The organism is Streptomyces sp. BPTC-684 (assembly GCF_030028635.1).
Taxonomy (GTDB): domain Bacteria; phylum Actinomycetota; class Actinomycetes; order Streptomycetales; family Streptomycetaceae; genus Streptomyces; species Streptomyces noboritoensis.
The window spans coordinates 5,708,923-5,725,111 of sequence record NZ_CP124863.1 but is presented as its reverse complement, the minus strand read 5'-3'; the positions used below and the strand labels follow the sequence as shown (position 1 = coordinate 5,725,111).

13 protein-coding genes are annotated in these 16,189 nt (G+C 74.4%); 8 read left to right on the top strand and 5 right to left on the bottom strand.

The features are described from left to right. Window positions 1–15 precede the first annotated feature (15 nt). The 8 genes from QIY60_RS25450 to QIY60_RS25415 all read left to right on the top strand — a co-directional run bounded on the left by QIY60_RS25450 (window position 16) and on the right by QIY60_RS25415 (window position 7,254). Window positions 16–1,422, top strand: a complete 1,407-nt coding sequence (locus QIY60_RS25450; RefSeq protein ID WP_283144499.1) for a hypothetical protein — start codon at window positions 16–18, stop codon at window positions 1,420–1,422. After that, the gene (locus tag QIY60_RS25445; RefSeq protein ID WP_283144498.1) at window positions 1,419–2,588 is read left to right on the top strand and encodes a hypothetical protein; all 1,170 of its coding nucleotides are present in this window, start codon (window positions 1,419–1,421) and stop codon (window positions 2,586–2,588) included. Before QIY60_RS25450 ends, QIY60_RS25445 begins: the two co-directional genes overlap by 4 nt. A 29-nt stretch (window positions 2,589–2,617) precedes the next feature. Further along, a complete protein-coding gene (locus tag QIY60_RS25440; protein ID WP_283144497.1) occupies window positions 2,618–3,469 on the top strand; it encodes a DUF6182 family protein in 852 nt (283 codons plus the stop codon). Then, on the top strand, window positions 3,462–4,115 hold the full coding sequence (locus QIY60_RS25435; protein WP_283144496.1) for a LysR substrate-binding domain-containing protein: 654 nt from the start codon (window positions 3,462–3,464) through the stop codon (window positions 4,113–4,115). The genes QIY60_RS25440 and QIY60_RS25435 overlap by 8 nt, the downstream gene beginning before the upstream one ends. Then, a complete protein-coding gene (locus QIY60_RS25430) occupies window positions 4,112–4,906 on the top strand; it encodes an alpha/beta hydrolase (protein ID WP_283144495.1) in 795 nt (264 codons plus the stop codon). Before QIY60_RS25435 ends, QIY60_RS25430 begins: the two co-directional genes overlap by 4 nt. After that, entirely contained in the window at window positions 4,906–5,802 is an 897-nt protein-coding gene (locus tag QIY60_RS25425; RefSeq protein ID WP_283144494.1) for a class I SAM-dependent methyltransferase, read from the top strand. The genes QIY60_RS25430 and QIY60_RS25425 overlap by 1 nt, the downstream gene beginning before the upstream one ends. Before the next feature lie 28 nt (window positions 5,803–5,830). Continuing rightward, window positions 5,831–6,238 (top strand): CoA-binding protein, encoded by a 408-nt coding sequence (locus tag QIY60_RS25420; protein WP_283144493.1) that lies wholly within the window; start codon window positions 5,831–5,833, stop codon window positions 6,236–6,238. A gap of 152 nt (window positions 6,239–6,390) precedes the next feature. After that, complete coding sequence (locus QIY60_RS25415; protein ID WP_283144492.1) at window positions 6,391–7,254, top strand: alpha/beta hydrolase; 864 nt, start codon at window positions 6,391–6,393, stop codon at window positions 7,252–7,254. 40 nt (window positions 7,255–7,294) lie between these two features. Here the strand turns inward: QIY60_RS25415 and fxsT are convergent, their stop codons facing one another. The 5 genes from fxsT to QIY60_RS25390 form a co-directional block, all read right to left on the bottom strand. Continuing rightward, entirely contained in the window at window positions 7,295–11,269 is a 3,975-nt protein-coding gene (gene fxsT, locus QIY60_RS25410; protein ID WP_283144491.1) for an FxSxx-COOH system tetratricopeptide repeat protein, read from the bottom strand. Continuing rightward, entirely contained in the window at window positions 11,253–12,617 is a 1,365-nt protein-coding gene (locus QIY60_RS25405; protein WP_283144490.1) for a TIR-like protein FxsC, read from the bottom strand. Before QIY60_RS25405 ends, fxsT begins: the two co-directional genes overlap by 17 nt. 93 nt (window positions 12,618–12,710) lie before the next feature. Next, complete coding sequence (locus QIY60_RS25400) at window positions 12,711–15,158, bottom strand: FxsB family cyclophane-forming radical SAM/SPASM peptide maturase (protein ID WP_283144489.1); 2,448 nt, start codon at window positions 15,156–15,158, stop codon at window positions 12,711–12,713. A gap of 16 nt (window positions 15,159–15,174) precedes the next feature. Beyond that, complete coding sequence (locus QIY60_RS25395) at window positions 15,175–15,363, bottom strand: hypothetical protein (protein ID WP_266990954.1); 189 nt, start codon at window positions 15,361–15,363, stop codon at window positions 15,175–15,177. Between the two features lie 206 nt (window positions 15,364–15,569). Beyond that, complete coding sequence (locus QIY60_RS25390; RefSeq protein ID WP_283144488.1) at window positions 15,570–16,142, bottom strand: XRE family transcriptional regulator; 573 nt, start codon at window positions 16,140–16,142, stop codon at window positions 15,570–15,572. Window positions 16,143–16,189: the final 47 nt, after the last annotated feature.

Here is a 16,189-nt window from a genome sequence, read left to right as displayed (position 1 = left end):
TCGACAGCTTTGGTCGTGGGAGGCAGTGTCGCGGGTCTGGCCTCCGCGCTCGCACTGGCCGGTTCCGGGCGGCGGGTCGTCGTCCTGGAGCGCTCCGCCCCGCCGCCCCGGGGCGCGATGGCCGACCTGCACAGCCGCTGGCAGCGCCCGACCGTGCCGCAGGCCCAGCAGTCCCACACGCTGACCTCGCTCGGCGTGCGCACGCTGCGCACGCGCGCGCCCGAGGTCCTGGAGCGTCTTGTCGCCGCCGGTGCCCCGCTGTTCGACCTCACGCGCGCGTTGCCGCAGGGTGCGACCGACCGGGCGCGCGAGGTGGGCGACGACGAACTGGTCGCGCTGGGCTGTCGCCGCACCACGCTCGAACTCGTCCTGTACCGGACGGTCGAGGCCCTGCCCCAGGTGGAGATCCGGCACGGCACGACGGTGCGCGGGCTGCGGCTGAGCGACGACCGGCGGTCCGTGCGCGGCGCGGTCACGACGGACGGCGCGCACCTGCCCGCCGATGTGGTCGTGGACGCCACCGGCCGCCGCGCGGCCGCCCGAGGCTGGCTCTCGGACGCCGGGATTCCGGTGGCGGGGGACCTGACCGGCCCGTCCGGGCTGCGCGGCTTCACCCGGTTCTACCGGCTCAGGAGCAGTTCGCTGCCCGGGCCGCTGAACCGGGGCCACGCCGCCGGGGACATCTTCGACCACTACGCGGGCGTGCTGCACCCCGGCGACGCGGGCACCTTCGCGATCGCCCTGGGCACCCTGCCCGGCGACACGGAACTGGACCGGCTGCGGCACTCCGACGCCTTCACCGCCGTCGCGCGCGCCACTCCGGGCCTGACCGCCTGGCTGGACGACGCCGTCAGCGCGCCCATCTCCGCCGTCCATGTGATCGGCGGCCCGGCCAACGCGCTGCGCGCCACCGCCGTGCACCCGCCCGTGGCGGGTCTGTTCCCGGTCGGGGACGCCGCCTGTGTCACCAACCCGCTCTACGGGCGCGGGATGTCGCTGGCACTCGCGCAGGCCTTCGGCCTCGCCGACGTGCTGGCCGAGCAACCCGCCGCGGAACGGACCGAGGCCGCGGCCGGATTCGCCGACGCGCTCCTGGGGCCGTGGTACGAGCACGCGGCGAGCACCGACCGGGAGCGGATCGGGCGCTGGAGCGCCGTCGTGCACGGCCGCCCCCTGCCGCCCGCCTACGCCGGCTGCCCCGACACGTCCATACGGGCCGCCGCCGCCCAGGACGGGACGGTGTGGCGGGGGCTGATGCGGGTCCTGATGGGGCTGAGCACCCCGGACGAGGTGTTCGGGGACGAGAAGTTCCGGCACCGGGTGGCCCAAGCGCCCCGTGGCGCGGTCCCCGCGAGCACGGCGACCCAGCCCCGCCAGGACCTCCTCCGCGCCCTCGTGACGGCCGAAGGAGACCCGTCGTGACGCCCGTCGCAGCGCCGTCCTCCCCCCGCGCCCCCGCCGTGGCGGAAGGAGCGCGCCGCCGGGTGCTGCTGGCTCCGATCACGATCACCCCGTCGAAACCGCTCGCCCCGTCCCACCTGAAGGGTTTGTTCTGGACGGACGTGATGTACCGGGCGACCGCGTGTCTGGCGGACGTCGACTACCGCTACAGCCACAGCACGTACCACCTCACCGAACAGACCCTGGGGTTCTGGGAGTTCCTCGACCGCACCCACGGAGACACGGGTTACGCGGATCTGACGGAGGACGACATCGGCGCGCTGTACGTGCGCCACCGCGCGGCGGCGGAACGGGTTCCGGCCGCCGCGCTGCGCCCGTACGCCGACGCCGTCGAGCACCACGGGTGGGTGCACCCGGCCGCCACCCGGGTCCTCGAACTGTGGCGGGGGCACTACGCCCGCCTCGGCCTGTACGACCCCGGGCTCCTCGCCCATCAGCCGCCCGGCTTCGGCCTGGAGGAGATGCTGGAGCAGTTGCGCGCGCGTGGCCTGTGCCTGGACCACCGCGGGCTCGGCGGACCGGTCTACCTCGACCTGACCCGGCACGGCCTGCCGCTGCGGCAGATCGTCACCGCCGACGGCCGCCCCAACTACCTCGCCTGCGCGCTGCGCGAACTCCTGCCGCTCGCGCCGCGGTACGACGAGGTGGTGTTCCTGTACGACCCTGAGCTCGACCCGGACTACCAGCTCCTCGCGCGCGTGCTCGCGCCGCTGGGGCCGGTCGTGCACCGGGTTCCGGTCGGGCGCGTCCCGGTGGACGGCGAGATCCGCTCGGCCCGCGAAGGCGGCTGGCGGGGCCTGGACGCGGCCTCGCTGATCGACGCGGCGTCCGCCGACCACGACGAGGCGGCGCTCCGGCTCGGCATGCGGCTCTACTTCATCGCGACGCTCGGGCCGGGTCAGGGCCAGTCCCATCGGCCCGATCTGCTGCACCAATGTCTCAAGCGCGCCGCCCGCCTGCTGGCCGGTGCGCCCGCCACCGCCGAGCCGGGTCTGCCCGAGCGGCTGGGCGTCCACCGTCGCGGCCACGCCCATGTGGACCCGTACCGGCTCACCACGAGCCTGCTCGCCCGGCGCCGAGCCGCGCCGGCGCGCGATCTGCTTGCGGAGGTGTTCCTGTGCCGCTGACCGGGCAGCGACACCCCGCGAACGGTCCCGTGCCCCTGACCCAGCAGCGGCTCCACGCCGAGGCGTTCCGGCGGTTGCGGGAGGCGCGGCCCGAACTCGCCCCCGCCAAGGGCGAGTCGGATCTCGCCGCGCTGCTGGCGGCGCGCACCCGGGTCGCCGAGCGGCCGGACGCCGACGCCGTCCAGGCGGTGGCGGTGGTGCGCCACTTCGACCCCGCGGCCTGGATCCGTGACGCGGCCGCCTTCGCGCTCGGGCTCGCGCCCGACACGGCGGCGGCCTGGAGGCGCTCATTCACCCGAACGGTGTACCTGGCCGGGAACCCCGCGAACCTGCTGGGCCGTTACTCCTTCGACCGCCTGGCCGAGGACGGGTCGGTCGGCTGGTGCGGCCCGGCACCGGCCGAGAGCAGCGCGGGGCTGCGCCGCCTGCTCAAGCTGTTCCTGTCCACGGCCGCGTTCCCGGTGGGTCTGCCGAGAACGGTCACGGTCCCGGCCCCGACCGCCAGTCGGGGTGACTCCGGGACACCACGGCAGGCCCCGACGCCGGGGCCCGGCGCCGAACCGCCGCCGCGCGGCGCCGCCCCGCCGCGACCAGCCATGCCGCGACCCGGCCCCCCGCCGACGGCCGGGGTCCATCGCGACCTCTATGTGGCCGCTTCGGGTGTTCCCGTGCCCGAGGCGCTCGTCCACCTCAACCACCTGGTGGTCGAGGCGGCCCTGGACGGCCTGATCACGCCGGGAGACCGGCTGACCCTGCGCTCCGTCCCGAGCCTGACCGGCGCGACCGCGCCCTTCGCCGCGCTCCGCGTCGATGTCGACCGCACCCGTCCCGACCGGCTCCGCGCTTTCGCCGCACTGACCGAGGAGACTCCCGATGACTGACCGCACCACCGTTCCCGACGGCAGCGTCCCGGGCACGCCGCCCGTCCGCCTGGGCATCCACGGCTCGCCCGATCTGGCCACCGCGATCGTCCGCGCGGCGGGCCGCACCGAGAGCGACGTCGAGCTGGTCGGGTACGACGTGGCCGACCCGTTCCGCGGGCTGCGGGCCAAGGAGCTGGACGTCATGATCGTCAAGTACGGGCTGCGGGAGCCGGACCTGGCGGTGAGCGACCCCGTGGCACTCGACCCGCGCGCGGTGATCGTCGGCGCCCACCACCCGCTCGCCACGCACACGTCCGTTTCGGTGGAGGAGCTGGCCGCGTACGAGGGCTTCCGCTGCCCCGGCTCCTTCCCGGAGTACGTGTGGGACGAGGTGGTGCCGCCCCGCACCCCGAAGGGCCGCCGGATCCGGCGCGCGTACGACATGGGCACGGTGAAGGGCCTGATGGGGACGCTCTCGGGGACCGACGCCGTCCATCTGACGTTCCAGTCCCTGGAAGCCATCGCGCCCGCGCGGATGAAGGTGATCCCGATCTCCGACCTGCCGCCCGCGCCGGTCGCCCTGGCGTGGCTGCGGGATCCCGAACCGGCCGCGCACATAGCCCGGTTCGTCGCGGACGCCGAGAACGGGAGCACGGCGCGATGACGGCGGCGGCGAACGGCCCGGTCCCGGTGGTCCTGCTGCACGCGCTCTCCCTCGACTCGTCGATGTGGGACGCGCAGCGGGAGGCCCTGGAGCGGCGTGGCCACCTGGTCGTCGCTCCCGACCAGCGCGGCTTCGGCGCCACTCCGCTCGGCGACGAGCCGCCGTCGCTGGACGCGGTCGCGGACGACCTGGCCCGCGAGCTGGACGGGCGCGGCATCGAGCGCGCGGTGCTGGTCGGGGTGTCAATGGGCGGCTATGCGGCGATGGCGTTCCTGCGCCGACACCCCGGGCGGGCGCTGGCGCTCGCCCTGCTGTCCACACGGGCGGACGCGGACGACCAGGCCGCGCGCACGGCACGGGAGGGCTTCGCGGCCCTGATGGAGGACCCCGTGAAGGGCCCGGCGGTCATCGAGTCGACCGCGCCCCTCCTCGTCGGCGCCACCACGCGCGCCGAGCGCCCGCAGGTGCTGGCCCGGATCCGTACGACTGCGGCCGGGGCCTCTCCCGCGTCGCTGGCCTGGGCCCAGCGGGCGATCGCGGCTCGGGAGGACGCGGTGGACGTCCTGAAGGCCACCGACATCCCGGCCGTGGTGATCGTCGGCGAGGAGGACGAGCTGGTCTCGGAGGCGGACACGCGCGCGACGGTCGAGGCCCTGCCCCGGGGGCGCCTCGTGGTCGTCCCGGGCTCGGGACATCTGCCGCCGCTGGAGACACCGGAGGCGGTCCAGGCCGAACTGGACGCCCTCCTGACCGAACTGGACGCGTTCACGGCCGAAGTGGATCCGCGCTGATGCTGACCGACGACCACCGGGCCTGGGGGTTCACCACCTCCACCGGGCTCGGCTTCACCCACCACACCATCGTCGACGCCCACTTCGACGCGTGCCGGGACGCCTATCTCGGCCTGCTCGGGCAGGCGGGCATCCGGCCCGGCGCGCATGTGCTGGACGCGGGCTGCGGCGGCGGGGACTTCCTGCCGTGGCTGGCCGACCTGGTCGGCCCCGAGGGCCGGGTCTCGGCGGTGGACCTGGCCGAGGAGAACGCCGCGCTGGCCGCCGAACGGCTGGCGCGGTGGTCCCCCGCCTGCCCGGTGGACGTCCGCCGCGCCGATCTGCTGGAACTCCCCTTCCCGGACGCCACGTTCGACGCGGTCTGGTGCGCGAACACCGTTCAGTACCTCAGCGACTCCGAACTGGCCCTCGCGCTACGGGAGTTGCGGCGAGTGGTGCGGCCCGGCGGCACGATAGCGGTGAAGGACCTGGACGCCCAGCTGATCACGGCCCGGCCGACGGACCCGTATCTCTTCGCGGACTTCTTCCGCACGGCGGGACGGACTCCCGGATACGCGGCCCAGCTCCTGCGCACCCGTGATCTCTACCGCCACCTGAAGGCCGCGGGCCTGACCGAGGTACGGCAACGGACCGTCCTGATCGAGCACTTCGCCCCGCTCACCCCGCAGGCCAGGGCGTTCTACGCCCCGACCTGCGCCCGCCTCGCCGAACAGGCCCTGGCGCTCGGGCTGAGCGAGGAGTGGCGCCGCTTCGCGGACCCGGACGCCGCGGACCACCCGCTGGACGGGCCCGACGGGTACATCAGCGAGGGCAATGTGCTGGCCGTCGGCACGGTGCCCGGCGAGCGGGAATTCCCGGAGCCCGTCGCTCGTTCTGCGGGAGAGGAGCACATCTAACGGACCTGCGGTCCGCAGGAGGCACGGAGTGAACAGCGAGCAGGACACCATCCGCGGGATCCTGACCGAGACCGGGGACACCTGGGCGGTCGTGGGTCTGTCGTCCAACGAGCGCCGCGCGGCGTACGGGGTGGCGGCGGTGCTTCAGCGGTACGGGAAGCGGATCGTGCCCGTGCACCCCAAGGCCGAGACGGTCCACGGCGAGCAGGGCTATCCGTCGCTGGACGCGATTCCGTTCAAGGTCGATGTGGTGGATGTGTTCGTGAACAGCGAGCTGGCCGGGGACATAGCCGACCAGGCCGTGGCGGCCGGGGCCAAGGCGGTCTGGTTCCAGCTCGGGGTGATCGACGACGCGGCGTACGAGCGGACGCGGGCGGCGGGGCTCGACATGGTCATGGACCGGTGCCCGGCGATCGAGATACCCCGGCTGGGCTGAAGCCCGCCCGGGGGCCGCACACCACGCTGTACCGGCCGTGCCGCACCCCCGTCGGCCCTCTTCGCCCCCTGCCGTCCGCTGTACCGGCCGTCCCGGCGCGCTCATACTGGCGCCGTCCCCCAGCCCCCGAACGGACCCACGGGAGGCGCTCCTTGCTCAAGTTCGTCCGTACCCCGGACGGCCGGAACCTGGCCGTCGAGAGCCGGGGGCACCCGCTGGGCAGGCCGGTGTTCCTGCTGCACGGCACGCCGGGGAGCCGGCACGGTCCGGCCCCCCGCAGCACCGTGCTCTACCGGATGGGCGTCCGCCTCATCACCTTCGACCGGCCTGGGTACGGCGACTCGGACCGGCGACCGGGGCGCCGCGTGGTGCACGCGGCGGAGGACGTGGCGGCGATCGCCGACGCCCTGGGCCTGGGCGAGTTCGCCGTGGTGGGGCGCTCCGGCGGTGCGCCGCACGCGCTGTCGTGTGCCGCGCGGCTTCCGGGACGTACGGCCAGGGCGGTGGCACTCGTACCGCTCGCGCCGCGCGACGCGGACGGCCTCGACTGGTTCGACGGCATGACCGAGGACAACGTCCGGGCGTACACGATCGCGGCGGGTGGCCCGGAGGCGGTGACCGCCGCGTTCGAGCTGCGGGCGGAGGAGATACGGGCCGATCCGAGGGCGACGGTCACCGCGATGCACGGCATGGTGCCGGAGCCGGACCGGGAGGTGCTGACGGACGCCGCGATCCGGGCGCTGCTCGTCCGCAACTTCGCGGAGGGGCTGCGCTGTTCGGCCGACGGATGGGTCGACGACGTGCTGGCGCTGAGCTCGCCCTGGCAGTTCCGGCCGGAGGACATCCGTACGCCGGTGCTGCTGTGGCACGGCGAGCAGGACGTCTTCGCGCCCGCGCAGCACACCCGGTGGCTGGCCGAGCGGATCCCGGGGGCACGCCTGGAAGTGCCCCCGGACGCGGCGCACTTCGGCGCGCTCGCGGTGTTCACCCGCGCCCTGCGCTGGGCGGTCCGCTAGGCCGACCGATCGCGCGAGGCACAAGCGGGTCCACCCGTCCCTAGACCGGCTGGATTTCGATGTCCCGGTCCAGCCGCTGCCAGGCGCGGGCCGCCTCCGCGATCGGGTGGTCCACGCCCAGGCGTTCGGCGGCCGGTTCGATCACCGCCGCGCGCATCCCGGCCGCGTCCTCGCCCCGGTCCGCCGCCCGCAGGGTGACCGCCAGGTTCGACCGGCAGACCAGCACGTCCGGATGCCACGGGCCGAGCTTGTCGAGCAGTCCCTCAAGGGCCACGTACTCCCACCGCTCGGCGAGGTCCACCCGGCCCAGGTCGCCGTACACGTTCGCCAGGTTGACGGCCGCGCAGAGCGTGAAGGGGTGCTGGGGGCCGAGCGCCTGCTCCAGCCGGTCGCGGACCTCCTCGGCGTCCGCGACCGCCTCCTCGGCGCCGCCGGTCGCCCGCAGATGGACGACGACGTTGGCCCCGCAGGCCAGGCTGTAGGGGTGGGACTCGCCCAGCGTCCCCCGGTAGCCGTGCAGCATCTGCCGCGCCAGGTCGAGGGCGTGCGCCGGGTCGCCGGTGGCCGCGAGGTCGGCGGCCAGGCTGACCCCGCAGGCCAGGGTGTCGGGCGACGCGGGCCCGTACCGGTCGCGGAACCGCTCGTACGTCTCGCCCGTCAGCCGCATCGCCTCGTGCGGATGCCCGGCCCTGCGCAGCGAGACGGCCAGGCTCTTGGCGGCGCGCAGCACCTCGGGCGCGTGCGGGTCCAGGACCCGGCGCAGACCGTCGACGACCTCCCGCAGGACCTCCACCGACACCGCGTACTCGCCGGTCTCCCGCAGGTCCCCGGCGAGGTTCATCTTGGTGACCAGGGTGTAGGGGTGGTCGTCGCCGAGCAGCATGCCGCGGCGCTCCACGGTCCGCTCGTCGAGCCGCCGCGCGGCCTCGCTGTCGCCGGTGAGCCGGTAGTCGATCGCGAGGTTGTTCGCGGCGATCAGGGTGCGCCGGTGGGCCTCCCCGAAGAGGCGGCGCATGCCCCGGTAGACCCACAGGTCGCGTTCGAGCGCCTCGGTGAACCTGCCGACGGCACGCAGATCGGCGGCCAGGCTGCCGGTGACGATCAGCACGCTGGGGTGGTCGTCGGCGGGATGGTCGTCGTGGAACAGGCGCAGCTGGCGGTCGAGGGTGTCCTCGTCCATCGTCAGGGCTTCCTGGTAGCGGCCCTGCGCCCGCAGGGCGTTGGCCAGCTCGAAGCGGATGTTGAGGGTCTGCAGCGCGTCGTCGCCGAGCCGGCGGGTCCAGATCCGGTCCAGCTGGGCGCCGAAGACCCGGGCGCTCTCCAGTTCGCCGCGCCGCAGGAGGTAGCGGATCCGGTCGACCATCAGGTCGCGGGCCTTGGCGTCGTCGCTGTCCGCGATGCCGGACGCGTTCAGATGGGGCCAGATCAGCTCGAAGGCGGGCCAGCTCTTGGGGTCGTTGACCGGGTCGTCCCGGTCGACGCCCTCGGTCGGCCGCGCCTGCGCCAGGATGCGGTGGACCACGCTCTTGGTCTCGGTCTGCTCCTCGGGACTCAGCGCGTCGCGCACGGCCGCCTGGACGAGGCGGTGCACCTGGATGCTGCTGTCCGCCGGGTCGACCTTGGCCAGGGCGAACCGGTTCAGCGTCTGGATGACCCGGCCCAGCATGTACCGCTCGCGCAGATCGGCGTCGTACGGGAGCAGCGCGTCGAACATCGCGTCGCTGCCGATGAGCCGCATGGAGACGGGTTCGGCGGAGAAGAACGAGCAGATCTCCAACAGGCGCACCGCGGCCCTGGACTCCTCGCGCAGCCTGCTGATGGAGATGGCCCAGGTGGCGCTGAACCGCAGCCCGTACCCCTCCGGTGTACTGAGCGAGAGGACCGTGGTGCTCTGCTCCGCGAGCTGGCGCAGATAGGCGTCCACGGGCGTCGCCGTCTCGGCGAGCCAGGCCGCGGCCACCTCCACGGCCAGCGGCAGGTCGCCCACCGCGTCGGCGACCAGGTCGGCGTCCTCGGGCGGCAGGCCCGCGACCCGCCAGGTCAGGTGCTCCACGCTCTCGAAGCGGGTGAAGACCTCGACCTGGGTGGTCTCCACCCGGTTCGTGGCCGGTTTGTTGCGGCAGGTGGCGAGCAGGTGCCCGTAGACGGGGCCGGGAAGCGGCCCGATGGCCGGGGGCAGCCGGCGCAGCGCCTCGTCCGGGTCCTCCACGTTGTCGAAGATCAGCAGCCAGCGCGGGTAGCGCTCGCCGCGCCACAGCTCCTGGAGGGCCGCCAGGGCCGCCTCGGCCACCACGTCCCCCGTCCGCAGGCCCATCTCCGCGGCGAGCTGCGCCAGCGAGGCCACCACCAGGTCGGGCCGCTCCGCCTCGATCCACCACACCAGGTCGTAGTCGGCCCGGAAGCGATGCGCGTATTCGAGCGCCACCTGTGTCTTGCCGACGCCGCCGAGTCCGTACAGCACCTGGGGCAGCCGCTGTGCGGAGCGGCTGTCGCCGCGCAGCTGGTCGCGCACCCGGTCGAGGAGGTCGGTGCGGCCGGTGAACCAGCTGTTGCGCGGCCGTACGTTCCAGATCCGCGGCGCGTTCCCGGGGAAGCGCGGCCGGTCGGGGGCGCACGGGAGCGCGGCGGCGGCCTCGGCCCGGCCCAGGGCGCCGAGCAGCGCGGCCGCCGCCTCGGCCTCGTCGACGCGCACCAGGTCCACCGCGCGCAGCCCGCCCGGCGGCGGGGTGAGCCGTACGTCGCCGACGCGCACGGGCAGCACCTGACGGCGGCCGCCGGCCCGGTCGGGGGCGGGACCGCTGTCCCACAGACCGCGCCCCGCACGGGACTTGAGGTAGGGCGGGGAGGCGATGTGCAGGACGCGGTGGGCGCCGTCGTCGCCGGCCTCCGGCGCCATCGGGTCGGAGTGGGGGTCGCGGACGTCCACCGGGAAGGTGCGGAAGCCCGCCGCGCCGAGCACGGCGGACAGCCAGTCCACCCACATCCGGTCCTCGGACACGTGGTTGAGCACGATGTTCGCGGGCGAGGCGGGCCTGCGCCGGGTGAAGGCGGCGACATGGGCGAGCCGCAGCGACTCGTCGATCGGCGGCAGCCCGGTGACCTGCCCGTGGGTGAGCACCGAGGTGAGCCGCTCGCAGGCGGCGAGCAGGGAGCTGCCGAGGTTGGGCGGGTCGCCGAAGGTCGCCAAAACCTCCTCGTAGGCGTAGAAGGGCCGGTACGGGATCTCCACCGTGCCCCAGTAGCTGTCGGCGGACTCGCCCGTCAGGCCGCTGGGGAGGCCCTCGAAGTACTCCCGGGCGAGCGCCCGTCCGGCGTCGGCCTTCTCCTTCTCGCCCTCGTCGATACGGGTCGGCACGGGCAGGATGCGGATGTTCCGCTCCTGGTAGCGCTCCTCGATGTACCGGGCGACGGCCGAGGCGCCGTCGATGCTCTGGTCGCTCAGGGTGAAGCAGACGACGAGGACCTGGGGCATCTGGACCGTGCAGATGTCGGCGATGTCGCTCAGTCCGGTCCGGCTGTCGATCAGGGTGAAGTCGTAGTGGCGGCGCATGTCGTCGCCCATGGCGTCGAAGAACTGGCCGCCGCCGGAGTGCTCGTAGAAGTGGTCCCAGTCCATCCGTCCCACGACCGAGGAGTAGTCGCGGTTGCGGCGGCCCGCCGAGAGGAAGTCCAGGCTGCCGCCGCTGGGGAAGGACCAGTCGAGGGTGACGGCGTGCGGACGCACGCGCGCGTAGGCGCGGTGCCAGTCCGGGGCGCGCTCGCCGGGCCTGCGGGCCTCCTCCTGGTACTCGGTGATCAGGTTGATCAGGCCCGGGGTGGCCTCCAGGTCGCGCAGGTTGAGGAAGGGGTGGAAGAACCGGTGCAGACCGGGCGCCTCCAGGTCCCAGTCGACGGCCAGTACCCGGTAGCCGTTGGCCGCCAGGATCCAGGCGCAGTTGGCGAGCGCCATCGTGCGTCCGGTGCCGCCCTTGTACGAGTAGAACGTGATGACGGTCCCGTCACGGTTCTCGGCCATCTGGGGGGCCCTCCACCTGCTCGGCCTTGCTCTTCCCGGCGGCGCGCTGTTCTCGCTGGTCCCCGGGGCGGCCGCGGACCGCCCGGCCGAGCCCGACCCCGTCCGGCAGGACGTGGGGCAGCGGGCTGCCGGGCCCGGCCGGCAGGCCCGTGCGCGCGGCGCTCTCGTAGTGCCTGACCGCCGACCGGACCGCCCTGGGGAGCTCCTGGCTGAAGGCTTCCAGAGTAGGCAGCCCGCCGCCCTGCGTCAGGTGGCCGGGGCTCTGCCGCAGCCGTGTCGCGAGCACTTCGTCGGCGACATGGCGCAACTCGGCCTCGCGCGGGCGCGATTCGGGGTCCGCGCGGTTCCAGGGGACCATCACGCTGAGCCACGGTCGGGGCTCGGCGCAGAGCAGCCGCACCAGCTCCCGGTGGCGCGGCGAGTCCAGCGCCCAGCGGTCGAGCAGCAGCAGCCCGGGGGCGTCGGGCGGCCCCGGGCGCAGCAGCCGGTCGGCGCTGTCCTCGAACTCCGCGAGGTGCACGGTGTAGTTGAGGTTGACGACGAGGTCGGCGGTGTGGCGGGCCAGCGGCCGTGCGGACAGCGGGTGGTACGGGTTCCAGTCGCTGGGCCGGGGGCCGTAGCAGTCGGGGCCGCGCCCGCGCGGCAGTCCGTCGCGGGAGCAGGCGAGGACGGTCACCTCCAGGTCGCGCCCGGGCCCGGGGGCCGTCCCGAAGGCGGAGGTGAGCGTCGCGTAGTCCTGGAGCGGGTCGCCGTCGGCCACCCGGGTCCGCTCGGCGACGCTGACGATGCGCTTGGCAAGCTGGTAGACGGCGTGTTCGTAGTGGTCGCGCAGATAGGTGAGCTTGATCATCCCGTAGAAGCCCTCGTCGGCGTACTCGTCGCCGAAGTCCGCGTGGTCGAACCGCAACCTGCGGGCGGGCTCGGGGAGTTGGTGCGGCAGGACCGGGATCCAGAGCGCGGGGATGATCGCCGGGGGCGCGCGGTGCTCGCTGCGCGACTGGTGGAGGGCGTCGCGCCCGGCGAACGCGAACCACTCCCGGCCGCACTGCTCGCTCAGGAAGTAGCGCGGCGAGTAGAGCGGGACGAAGACCCGGCAGTGCGCGAGCGCCTCGGTGATCTGCCCCTGCCAGTCCTCGCCCGGGCGCACGTGCTCGTCCATGAACCCGGCGGGCACCCCGGCCGGGAGCGCGGTCAACTGCATCACGTGCGCGGACAGGTCGCGGAAGAAGCGCTGCACCCAGAGGTTGGGATCCTTGTCCCGGGGATCGTTCTTCGGCGTGTGCGCGTAACTCAGGAAGAAGTACGGCCTCGGCTCGTGCCCCCCGCCCCGCGCGGCTCCGTGCAGCACCGCTCCCTCCCGGTCCGAGTGGGTGGGTCCCCAGTGTAGAAAGCGAGCGAGCCGCGGTGGAACCGCCTGTACGCGCCGATTCGGGGGCGCCGGTCACCCGCGCGGCGCGTTGCGGGCCCGCCAGGCGTCCCGGTGGCGCCGGGCGGAGTTCGCGGCCGCGGCGAGCGCCTCGGGTGCGACCCGCTCCTCGCGCCAGGCCGCGGCGGTCTCTCCCATCCCGGCGACGAAGCGCTTGCCCGGGCCGGTGAGCGCGCCGCAGCGGGCGAGCGTGTCGATCGCCTCCGACGTCTGCCGGCGCCAGCGCGCGAACTCCGACTCGGCCCTGCCGCGCGCCGCCGGGGTGTCCGCGGTGGTGCGCCGCACCCGCCAGAAGTCGGTGACCGCCAGGTGCGCGTACGCCCCTTGCAGCAGGGCGCCCAGCGGTCTCGGGTCGTCGCGCCAGGGGGCGTAGTAGCGGCCGGTGTCCTCCGGGTCGTACAGGTCGCAGCTGTCGAGCACCGCGCCCAGCTTCACGTGCTGGAACTCGTGGACGATCAGGAGGGCCAGGAGCGCCGGAGCGGCCGGGCGGGCGGCGCCCACGGCCCCGAAGGCGTCCCGGCAGGTGGCGCTGGTGTCGCTGCCCGCCCGGGGGGCAAGCGGGGTGATGGACCGCAGCCCGGCCGCGATTCCCGGTGCGTACGACGGCAGATGACGCTGGATCAGGGACCAGGCCCCGGCGAGCGCGTCGGCCCAGGCGCGCGCCCCGGACGCCGGGAGCCGCTCCTCGGCAGGCCACGGGTAGCGGTCGCGCAGCGGGTCGGTGTCCTCCAGGGCGACGGTCCAGCCGCTCGCCTCGAAGAGCCGTACGGGCTGCCAGTGCGGGGTGCGGCCGTCCAGGCCCTCGCCCCAGCCCATCTCGATCCTGCGCCCCCCGGCCCGTACGGTGAACCCGTAGGCCTGCGCGGTCAGTTCGGCCTCCTCGGCGCCGCCCGGCAGCAGGGCCCGGCCGATGCCGGGCAGCCGCAGGGTGCCCTCGCGCAGCGGTACGACGACGGTGTCGGCGCGCCTGGCGCGCAGCGCCGCCGACGCCGCGAGCTCCGCGAGACCGCCCGCGAGCGCGCCGGGTTCGCGGCCGCCGAGGACGCCGAGCGCCCAGGGCCGGAAGTAGGGGTGGGCGAGGGCCGCCTCCAGGGCGTGCGGCGCCGCCGCGTCCAGGTCGAGCAGCAGCTCCCAGGCGGCGGCCGCGCGGCGGTCCGCCGGGTCGGCCCGGCCGCCGAGGGCGGCCAGCAGACCGCGGTTGAGGTCGAGCTGGGCGAGGGCGAGGCGGGCCACGGTGTCGGCGCCGCCGAGACCGGCGGCCAGCTCCTCGAAGTCGGCCGGTTCCAGGGCCTGTTCGGCCTCGGGCCGGACGGGCTCACCGGCCCGGGCGTGCGCCGGGCGCTCGGGGAGCGACTCGTGCGTGCGGATGTTCATGATCAGCGCCATCAGGTCGGGGCAGAACACGGACGGATTGTCGAAGCCGGTTCCGGTCCGGTAGCGGTGGGCGTAGAGGCCGCCGCCGCAGGACGCGACCACGGGACAGGCGGTGCACTGCGCGCACAGCGCCTCGATGCCCTTCTGGCGGGCCAGCATCCCGGGGTGGGTGAGCACGTCGTCGAGGCTGTGCTCGAAGACGTTCATCCCGGTGGCCGGGGCGCCGTCGTAGGACGTCTTGAGGCTGTCGGCCTGCTCGAAGGTGCCGTCGGTCTCGACGACCACCAGGTCGGCCGGGGCCAGCCCCAGGGACTCGGTGAGGCTGCTGCCGCCGCGCAGGGTGCGCTGCACGGATTCGAAGAGCCGTACGGGGACCGGGCGCCCCTGTCCGTCCCAGCGCCGGTACACGGCGTCGAGCCAGTCCGCGTACGGCGTCGGCGAGCCCCCGGGGCGCGGCGGCGGGTGGTCCCAGGTGGCGTGCGGCAGCAGGAAGTCGATGCGCGGCGGGTCCAGCGCGGCCAGCGCGTCGTACACCGCGACCGGGTCGTTCTCCAGGTCGATGGTGCACAGCAGCCCGGCGAACAGCTCCCGGTAGCGGGGGCGGCCGAGCAGGGCGACCGCGTCGAGGACCCGGGCGTGGCTGCTGCGGCCGTCGGCGTAGCGGCGGTGGCGGTCGTTGGCCGCCTTGTCGCCGTCGAGCGAGATGCCGACGTGGATGCCGAGTTCGCGGAAGAGCTCGCAGAACTCCTCGTCGAGCAGGACCCCGTTGGTGTGGATGCGCAGATCGAGGGCGCTGACGCCGCGCAGGGCGCGCCGCAGCTCCTCGGCGGCGCGCCTGAGGAGCGCGGGCCCGGCGAGCAGCGGCTCGCCGCCGTGCAGCACCACATGGACGGCGGGCAGCCGGTGGGCCCGGGCGTGGGCGGCGATCCCGGCCGCCGTGGCGGCCAGGATCTCGTGCGAGACCGCCCTGGGCCGGCCGCGCCAGCTGGTGTCGGCGTGTTCGTACACATAGCAGTGGTCACACGCCAGGTCGCAGCGGCTGTGCATCTTCAGTACGACCTGCGACACCACCGGAGGCGACCGGTCCATGGCGCGTGGCCTCCGGCTAGAGCGCAGACTGGAAGGCGGCGACCGGAACCGTCGAGGCGTTCTCGGCGGCGATCAGGCGCTGTACCGCCGCGGGGAGTTCCCCGCCGCGCGCCTTGGCGGCCTGTGTGTGCAGTGATGGCCGTTCACGGCCCTGGCGGTCGGTCGCCGGACAAGGTCGTTCGGCGGCCGTGACGAGATGTCCCATGGATCCCCCCACCGGCGGGCGTGCGTCGTTGCGGGAGGGCTTTTCCCTCTCCGCACTTGTCTTCCCCGCTTCGGCCACTCTCGCACAGGTTCGCGCCGGATCGGTCCGACTCCCGTGTATGGATGGCCGGTTCGCGCCACCCGCCGGATTCCGACGGTACGCATCCTGAGCCCCTCCGGCACCACGGGCCACCCGCGTCGGAGCGGTCAGCGTTCGAACGGGACCGAGATCGCCATGGTCATCTCCACCGGCTCGGCGCCGTCGTTGCGGTAGGTGTGGCTCGTACTGGCCTCGAAGGAGACCGAGTGGCCCGCCGGGACGGGGTGTTCGGCGCCGTCCACGACGAGGGTGAGGGTGCCCGCCGTCACGTGGATGAGCTCGAAGGTGCCCACCGGGTGCGGGTCGGAGGAGCTGCCGTCGCCGGGCATCAGGTGCCAGCGCCACATCTCCAGCGGGCCGGGGGCCTCGGTGCCCGCGAGCAGCGTGCTGGAGCTTCCCCGCTCGGTGGACCAGAGCCGGACGGCCTGGTCCGGCGGCACGATCCGCACGCTGGGCCCGCTCTCGTAGTCGAGCAGGGTCGTGATGCTCACGCCGAGGGCGTCGGCGATCTTCACCACGGTGCCGACGCTGGGGTTGGTCCGGGCCTGCTCGATCTGGATGAGCATGCCGCGGCTGACCCCCGCGCGGGAGGCGAGCGCGTCCAGGGTGAAGCCGCGCTCGGTGCGCCAGCGCTTGACGTTGCGGGCCAGGGACTGGGTCAGCAGATCGAGGTCCGACACATTCCGTCCATGATGGGGGCCGCCGAGGGCGACCGGCTAATATTTTG